The organism is Plesiomonas sp. ZOR0011 (assembly GCF_000800945.1).
GTDB lineage: Bacteria > Pseudomonadota > Gammaproteobacteria > Enterobacterales > CAMTGL01 > Plesiomonas > Plesiomonas shigelloides.
On sequence record NZ_JRKB01000112.1, the window covers coordinates 1 to 2,592 of the forward strand.

Sequence of the window (2,592 nt, forward strand, 5' to 3'; positions counted from 1 at the left end):
GCCCCGTCTCCTGGTCATAAATCTGCCCCTGATAGCGCAGCTCACAATAAGTTTCGTCATTGGCTGCATCCCCAAGAAAGCGCCTGAGCGGTTGCGGGATGGCATCTGCGCGATAGTTGCCCCACAGCCGTTGTTCACCGCGCCAGATAATGTCACCGGCTTCGCTGCACAGCTCGCGAGCGGTGCCCGCCACATCGGTCACGATATAGTGCAGACGCTCGTCCTGTTCACTAGCCTCCCACTGGGCCAGTGGTCTGAAGCTGCCCGGCTCATAGACCCACTGTACCTGACGGGCGGCGTTGCCATCGGCCCGGGTTACTCGTGAAGTAGTAATATTATTTTTCATGCTGCTGCGATAATTACTTTCATGCAGGAAGCAGAGGTTTTTATGCAGGTAAAACCCTGCTATTTAGCGATCAGTAAAAATCAACAGAGCCAGGATAATCAGAAGCCAGGTTTACATTCATAAGGTTGTGTTGCGTCGAGTTTAAGACGACTTTTTGTCAGCCACTGTTTTGTGAAATCATCATCAGGCATCAAAATTTTTCCATTTTCTGCAACCTTTAGCTTAAATGCTCCATTGGAATAGAGTGTAATAACCCTGTCATCCCCTTTCCCTTCGACAACATACCCTGCATTAATAAAATCATAAAGGGCCATTCCCGCCTTACAAAAGGTCAGTGATTTTGCTAGCGCGTCATGATCTTCATTGACATACACACCTTCCAGCCACTGAGGTTCCTCACTTTTAACCAGCGCAGAAAATAGAGTGAGGGATATAAGCAGAGTATTGAGATAGATCTTTTTCATAAAAAGTACCTGTATAATTAATGTATCGCTATTCAATCAAACGTTGGTAATGCCACCGCTCGATTGAGACGGTGTAATGTGTACAGTGCGAGCGCAACAATCTGATGAGCAGAACGCGCCTCATGCGACTAGCTTGCAAAAGAATCTGCCTCTGTTGAGCTCCACGTAAAAGTCATCAGCGCCTTCATCGAAAAGCATCACTTCAACTGATTAGAGGCATCACCGCCTACTAATAAAAAAGCCCCTAGTATGTGGGTACTTGGGGCTGGGGAGGTCATAGGTTGTGACTGATTTAGGCAACAATAGAGTGATGATCAGAACTGTACCTGTAATTTAATTGAGTCTACCCCCTGTATTATTCAAGAGAAAAATGACCTTGGCTTGCCAATAACAACAACATCAAAATCAATTTTTAGGCTATTTTCCCTGCATAAATCTATAAAACGTTGACTGACAAAGAATTTATATGGATAGCTTTTATCCTTGGCTATAAAAAAGTCATCATCAACCTGCTTATAGGCAAATGCATCTATTATTTTCGAACCATCTGTCAACTCCCTGTACGTTGATTTATCAAGATCAACAAAGCCTCTCATCTCACTAATTGGAAAAGTGTAGAAATCATCATGATTGTCAATCGAGAGAGTTATGAAAGGTGCATCCAACTCCTTTTCAAGCACTTGCTTTGCTTTCCCAGAAATAATAGGTATTGATACGACTCCATCATAGTAATCAGATGTAGCCTTTATTTTCTCAAAATCAGATATCTGCGAGTCTCCAGTTAGCAACAAACCATTACTCTCCGGCAACTCGTCGTGATGATAAACAAAATAAGTGAGCTTTTTATTTATCTTATTGCCGAAGTCAACAACTACATTATCACAATTGTATTGATGTGTAGGCTTCATTATGAAATACATAATTAGCATCCTTTTTTTGAACTGGTGCGATTTAGGGCAGCTCGAGTATCATGTTGCAATTTTAAAGCTTCCTGATTCGCTTTCTCTTTACTCCAACCTTCTCTCTGAGCTTGCAATTCAAGAGCGTCGAGCCTATCTCTCATAGCTGCATTGTACTCCGAGTGAGGTTTACCATCTAACTTGAAGTTATGATGCACCATCTTTGTAGGATGAATATTATCCGCGACAGGGAGATAAATCATGTTGGTTGCACCATTAATATTCAAGTCAGTCCTGTTGAAAAAATCATGATTACGATGTTCATATGGGATAATATGATGTCGCTCATAGACTTGCTTGGTCGACATCCACGTGGGAAATCTCTCCAACCCCAGCGGATCAACCCACTCCAGCGGATTATGCACATATCCCTGTGGCCTCAGCCCTCCCGCAAAACCTATCGGATCTGGCGAGATATATTGCCCCAACTCAGGGTCAAAGTAACGGTGCCGGTTGTAATACAGCCCCGTCTCCTGGTCATAAATCTGCCCCTGATAGCGCAGCTCGCAGTAGGTCTCGTCGTTGGCCGCATCCCCAAGGAAGCGCCTGAGCGGTTGAGGGATGGTATCTGCGCGATAGTTGCCCCACAGCCGCTGTTCACCACGCCAGATAATGTCACCGGCTTCGCTGCACAGCTCGCGGGCTGTGCCCGCCACGTCCGTCACGATATAGTGCAGACGCTCGTCCTGTTCACCTGCTTCCCACTGGGCCAGTGGTCTGAAGCTGCCCGGCTCATACACCCACTGCACCTGACGGGCGGCGTTGCCATCGGCCCGGTAGCTTTGTTGCTGCACCAGCTGGTCACCGTCCCAGCGATAGTGGA

At 45.9% G+C, this 2,592-nt stretch carries 3 protein-coding genes and 1 pseudogene; all 4 read right to left on the bottom strand.

Annotated features, from left to right (window positions below):
• Nucleotides 1-313, bottom strand: a pseudogene (locus L975_RS16370) (RHS domain-containing protein); the annotation flags it as partial.
• Between the two features lie 131 nt (nucleotides 314-444).
• A complete protein-coding gene (locus L975_RS16375; RefSeq protein WP_047709334.1) occupies nucleotides 445-810 on the bottom strand; it encodes a hypothetical protein in 366 nt (121 codons plus the stop codon).
• 359 nt (nucleotides 811-1,169) lie between these two features.
• Nucleotides 1,170-1,730 (bottom strand): hypothetical protein, encoded by a 561-nt coding sequence (locus L975_RS16380; RefSeq protein WP_047709335.1) that lies wholly within the window; start codon nucleotides 1,728-1,730, stop codon nucleotides 1,170-1,172.
• 2 nt (nucleotides 1,731-1,732) lie between these two features.
• The coding region (locus tag L975_RS16385; protein WP_177326658.1) for an RHS repeat-associated core domain-containing protein at nucleotides 1,733-2,592 on the bottom strand (860 nt) is incomplete at its 5' end.